Raw genomic sequence first — 5,500 nt, 5'->3', positions numbered from 1 at the left:
TTTTTGGTCTATATACTGCGCCCCTCTTCGCCGCTGGAAGTGTTGTGTTTAGCGGGGTTGAGGAGATTTGAGGGGTGTTTCGGCGGTTTAAGATTTTTCGCTGAAGTGCTTGACGGGGTGAGGTGGTTTGTACATAATCTCGCTTCTTCGCTGCCGGGTGGCAGCGGTTCTTTAAAAATTTGGACAATCGATAAGTGTGGGTGCTTGGTTGGTTGTGGATCCACGAAGCTTTCGGGCTTCGAGAATCACAAAGATTGAGTGCTCATATGTCAGTTTTGACTTTGAGTGCTGTGGATTGAACTTAAGAGTTTGATCCTGGCTCAGATTGAACGCTGGCGGCATGCTTTACACATGCAAGTCGAGCGGCAGCGGGGGTGCTTGCACCTGCCGGCGAGCGGCGAACGGGTGAGTAATGCATCGGAACGTGCCCATGTGGTGGGGGATAGCCCGGCGAAAGCCGGATTAATACCGCATACGCCCTGAGGGGGAAAGCGGGGGATTCTTCGGAACCTCGCGCCATTGGAGCGGCCGATGTCGGATTAGCTAGTAGGTGGGGTAAAGGCTCACCTAGGCGACGATCCGTAGCTGGTCTGAGAGGATGATCAGCCACACTGGGACTGAGACACGGCCCAGACTCCTACGGGAGGCAGCAGTGGGGAATTTTGGACAATGGGCGAAAGCCTGATCCAGCCATGCCGCGTGAGTGAAGAAGGCCTTCGGGTTGTAAAGCTCTTTCAGTTGGGAAGAAAAGGCGCGCTCTAACATAGCGCGCTGCTGACGGTACCGACAGAAGAAGCACCGGCTAACTACGTGCCAGCAGCCGCGGTAATACGTAGGGTGCGAGCGTTAATCGGAATTACTGGGCGTAAAGCGTGCGCAGGCGGTTGTGTAAGACAGGTGTGAAATCCCCGGGCTTAACCTGGGAACTGCGCTTGTGACTGCACGGCTAGAGTACGGCAGAGGGGGGTGGAATTCCACGTGTAGCAGTGAAATGCGTAGATATGTGGAGGAACACCGATGGCGAAGGCAGCCCCCTGGGCCGATACTGACGCTCATGCACGAAAGCGTGGGGAGCAAACAGGATTAGATACCCTGGTAGTCCACGCCCTAAACGATGCCAACTAGTCGTTCGGAGAGGTAACTTTCTGAGTGACGAAGCTAACGCGTGAAGTTGGCCGCCTGGGGAGTACGGTCGCAAGATTAAAACTCAAAGGAATTGACGGGGACCCGCACAAGCGGTGGATGATGTGGATTAATTCGATGCAACGCGAAAAACCTTACCTACCCTTGACATGTCTGGAACTTGTGAGAGATCACTTGGTGCCTTCGGGAGCCAGAACACAGGTGCTGCATGGCTGTCGTCAGCTCGTGTCGTGAGATGTTGGGTTAAGTCCCGCAACGAGCGCAACCCTTGCCATTAATTGCCATCATTTAGTTGGGCACTTTAATGGGACTGCCGGTGACAAACCGGAGGAAGGTGGGGATGACGTCAAGTCCTCATGGCCCTTATGGGTAGGGCTTCACACGTCATACAATGGTCGGTACAGAGGGTTGCCAAGCCGCGAGGTGGAGCTAATCTCTTAAAGCCGATCGTAGTCCGGATCGTAGTCTGCAACTCGACTACGTGAAGTCGGAATCGCTAGTAATCGCAGATCAGCATGCTGCGGTGAATACGTTCCCGGGTCTTGTACACACCGCCCGTCACACCATGGGAGTGGGTTTCACCAGAAGTGGGTAGCTTAACCTTCGGGAGGGCGCTCACCACGGTGAGATTCATGACTGGGGTGAAGTCGTAACAAGGTAGCCGTAGGGGAACCTGCGGCTGGATCACCTCCTTTCAAGAGAAGAAGGATTCACAGACTTCTCAAGTACCCACAACTTATCGGTTGTCCGGATGTAGAAAGAGCCTCGAACGAAGACGTACCAGAGGGTCTGTAGCTCAGCTGGTTAGAGCACCGTCTTGATAAGGCGGGGGTCGTTGGTTCGAACCCAACCAGACCCACCATGCTTATCAGGAGTGTGGGCGGTGGCTGCAGGCAGCACGAGGGGCTGTAGCTCAGCTGGGAGAGCATCGGCTTTGCAAGCCGAGGGTCGTCGGTTCGATCCCGACCAGCTCCACCAGAATCTGGGGAGTGCGTGTGATTCGTTCGAAGTAGGAAGGTTAAGCAGTGCGGCCGGAAGTGGCGGTAGTGCTTAGCCTTTAGAGGCATCGTTCTTTAACAAAGTGGAAAGTGTAAAGTGTGTGGCCGCCGGCGTTTATGTCAGGCTGGTGGCTACATGGGTGTGTGATTGCATTTTTAGTCACACCTGGCTGCTATTGAACCAGCGGGCCGTGGTGTGGCGCACAGACGCGTGTAATGCCGATAACCGGTGTTCTCCTGGCGACAGGGGGCATGGTTATAGGATCAAGCGAATAAGTGCATGTGGTGGATGCCTTGGCGATCACAGGCGATGAAGGACGTGCAAGCCTGCGAAAAGCGGGGGGGAGCTGGCAATGGAGCTTTGATCCCCCGATATCCGAATGGGGAAACCCACTCCGCAAGGAGTATCCCAGACTGAATACATAGGTCTGAGGAGGCGAACGCGGCGAACTGAAACATCTAAGTAGCCGCAGGAAAAGAAATCAACCGAGATTGCGCTAGTAGTGGCGAGCGAACGCGCAAGAGCCTGCACGACTAAACCATCGAGTTAGCAAAACGGTCTGGAAAGTCCGACGATACAGGGTGATAGTCCCGTATGCGAAAACTGGGTGGCGGGTCTGAGCGTGCGACAAGTAGGGCGGGACACGAGAAATCCTGTCTGAAGATGGGGGGACCATCCTCCAAGGCTAAATACTCGTGATCGACCGATAGTGAACCAGTACCGTGAGGGAAAGGCGAAAAGAACCCCGGGAGGGGAGTGAAATAGATCCTGAAACCGCATGCATACAAACAGTGGGAGCCTCCAAGTGGGGTGACTGCGTACCTTTTGTATAATGGGTCAGCGACTTACGTTGTGTTGCGAGCTTAACCGAGTAGGGGAGGCGTAGCGAAAGCGAGTCTGATAAGGGCGTTAAGTAGCACGGCGTAGACCCGAAACCGGATGATCTATCCATGGCCAGGATGAAGGTGCCGTAACAGGTACTGGAGGTCCGAACCCACTAACGTTGAAAAGTTAGGGGATGAGCTGTGGATAGGGGTGAAAGGCTAAACAAATCCGGAAATAGCTGGTTCTCCCCGAAAACTATTTAGGTAGTGCGTCGTACGGACACTTGCGGGGGTAGAGCACTGTAATTGTTGGGGGGGTCATCGCGATTTACCCCGCAATAGCAAACTCCGAATACCGCAAAGTGATATACGGCAGACAGACATCGGGTGCTAACGTCCGGTGTCGAGAGGGAAACAACCCAGACCGCCAGCTAAGGTCCCAAATGCATGGCTAAGTGGCAAACGAGGTGGGAAGGCCCAGACAGCTAGGAGGTTGGCTTAGAAGCAGCCATCCTTTAAAGAAAGCGTAATAGCTCACTAGTCGAGTCGTCCTGCGCGGAAGATGTAACGGGGCTCAAGCCATGAACCGAAGCTGCGGATGCACTATGTGCATGGTAGGGGAGCGTTCCGTAAGCCTGTGAAGGTGTCTTGTAAAGGATGCTGGAGGTATCGGAAGTGCGAATGCTGACATGAGTAGCGATAAAGGGTGTGAAAAGCACCCTCGCCGAAAGCCCAAGGTTTCCTGCGCAACGTTCATCGACGCAGGGTGAGTCGGCCCCTAAGGCGAGGCTGAAAAGCGTAGTCGATGGGAAACAGGTGAATATTCCTGTACCGATCATAGATGCGATGGGGGGACGGAGAAGGTTAGCTCAGCCGGGTGTTGGACGTCCCGGTTCAAGCGTGTAGTCGTGCCTGGTAGGCAAATCCGCCGGGCTTAGATGAGGCGTGATAACGAGAGCCCTTGTGGCTTGAAGTGAGTGATACCCAGCTTCCAGGAAAAGCCTCTAAGCTTCAGTCTATGATCGACCGTACCGCAAACCGACACAGGTGGGCAGGTAGAAAATACCAAGGCGCTTGAGAGAACTCAGGAGAAGGAACTCGGCAAATTGATACCGTAACTTCGGGAGAAGGTATGCCCATGGTAGGTGAAGCCCCTTGCGGGTGGAGCTGAAGTGGGCCGCAGAGAATCGGTGGCTGCGACTGTTTATTAAAAACACAGCACTCTGCAAAATCGAAAGATGACGTATAGGGTGTGACGCCTGCCCGGTGCCGGAAGGTTAAGTGATGGGGTGCAAGCTCTTGATCGAAGCCCCGGTAAACGGCGGCCGTAACTATAACGGTCCTAAGGTAGCGAAATTCCTTGTCGGGTAAGTTCCGACCTGCACGAATGGCGTAACGATGGCCACACTGTCTCCTCCTGAGACTCAGCGAAGTTGAAGTGTTTGTGAAGATGCAATCTCCCCGCGGCAAGACGGAAAGACCCCATGAACCTTTACTGTAGCTTTGCATTGGACTTTGACGTCACTTGTGTAGGATAGGTGGGAGGCTTTGAAGCGGGGACGCTAGTTCTCGTGGAGCCAACCTTGAAATACCACCCTGGTGTCGTTGAGGTTCTAACCTTGGTCCGTGAATCCGGATCGGGGACCGTGCATGGCAGGCAGTTTGACTGGGGCGGTCTCCTCCCAAAGAGTAACGGAGGAGTACGAAGGTCACCTAGACACGGTCGGACATCGTGTTGATAGTGCAATGGCAAAAGGTGGCTTGACTGCGAGACCGACAAGTCGAGCAGGTGCGAAAGCAGGTCATAGTGATCCGGTGGTTCTGTATGGAAGGGCCATCGCTCAACGGATAAAAGGTACTCTGGGGATAACAGGCTGATTCCGCCCAAGAGTTCACATCGACGGCGGAGTTTGGCACCTCGATGTCGGCTCATCACATCCTGGGGCTGTAGCCGGTCCCAAGGGTATGGCTGTTCGCCATTTAAAGTGGTACGTGAGCTGGGTTTAAAACGTCGTGAGACAGTTTGGTCCCTATCTGCCGTGGGCGCTGGAAGTTTGAGAGGGCCTGCTCCTAGTACGAGAGGACCGGAGTGGACGTACCTCTGGTGTACCGGTTGTGACGCCAGTCGCATCGCCGGGTAGCTAAGTACGGAAGAGATAACCGCTGAAAGCATCTAAGCGGGAAACTCGCCTCAAGATGAGACTTCCCTGGGGCCTTGAGCCCCCTGAAGGGTCGTTGAAGACCACAACGTTGATAGGTCGGGTGTGTAAGCGCAGTAATGCGTTGAGCTAACCGATACTAATTGCCCGTGAGGCTTGATCCTATAACCATGCATCACACGTGAGCGTATAAAACGCAGTCACGCACCCAACAACAACACCCTTTACACTCCCACTTTGTTACCCCGTCATAGTCTGACGACCATAGCAGCCTGGAACCACTCCTTCCCATCCCGAACAGGAACGTGAAACAGGCCCGCGCCGATGATAGTGCAGATACCTGTGTGAAAGTAGGTCATCGTCAGACTAACCCCA

1 protein-coding gene, 2 tRNA genes and 3 rRNA genes are annotated in these 5,500 nt (G+C 54.2%); all 6 read left to right on the top strand.

The annotated features are described in order from the left end of the window. The coding region (locus AC6H0R_RS15300; RefSeq protein ID WP_497582230.1) for a hypothetical protein at window positions 1-258 on the top strand (258 nt) is incomplete at its 5' end. Between the two features lie 39 nt (window positions 259-297). After that, window positions 298-1,838, top strand: a 16S ribosomal RNA gene (locus tag AC6H0R_RS15295). Between the two features lie 90 nt (window positions 1,839-1,928). Then, window positions 1,929-2,005: transfer RNA gene (locus tag AC6H0R_RS15290), tRNA-Ile, on the top strand. A 40-nt stretch (window positions 2,006-2,045) separates the two neighbouring features. Continuing rightward, window positions 2,046-2,121: transfer RNA gene (locus AC6H0R_RS15285), tRNA-Ala, on the top strand. A 282-nt stretch (window positions 2,122-2,403) separates the two neighbouring features. After that, a 23S ribosomal RNA gene (locus AC6H0R_RS15280) occupies window positions 2,404-5,289 on the top strand. A 90-nt stretch (window positions 5,290-5,379) separates the two neighbouring features. After that, window positions 5,380-5,492 (top strand): 5S ribosomal RNA (gene rrf / locus AC6H0R_RS15275). Together the 16S, 23S and 5S rRNA genes with 2 tRNA genes alongside form the textbook arrangement of a ribosomal RNA operon. Window positions 5,493-5,500 lie beyond the last annotated feature (8 nt).

The sequence above is a fragment of the Pseudazoarcus sp. NS36 genome, from assembly GCF_059703705.1.
This window is presented reverse-complemented; position numbering and strand designations above follow the sequence as displayed.